Consider the following 250-nt stretch of genomic DNA (forward strand, 5'->3'; position numbering starts at 1 on the left):
CAAGGCAGGCGTCATCAGGTGGAGTCCAGAGCGCGGGCTTCATACATTCTCCGTATTCGGCCAGCAGTGCGGCGTCCGTGACATCGGTTTTGGAAGGACTGAGCTTCATGGCAGCAAAGTGATGGTAGCTGCGCGGGTTAATCACGCAGGCAGGCAACCCCGCACGGACCAGAGCCACTGCGAGGTCGAAGTGATAGACGCCGGTGGCCTCCATCACGATACGTTCAGGGGCGAGGCGGGTGAGCGCTTG

At 61.2% G+C, this 250-nt stretch carries 1 protein-coding gene; it reads right to left on the reverse strand.

What is annotated here, in order from left to right; translation table 11 throughout:
• On the reverse strand, positions 1–250 hold a 250-nt coding region (locus U869_RS0128855), incomplete at both ends, for a transposase (protein WP_029988768.1).

The sequence above is a fragment of the Serratia sp. H1w genome (assembly GCF_000633355.1).
Taxonomy (GTDB): domain Bacteria; phylum Pseudomonadota; class Gammaproteobacteria; order Enterobacterales; family Enterobacteriaceae; genus Chania.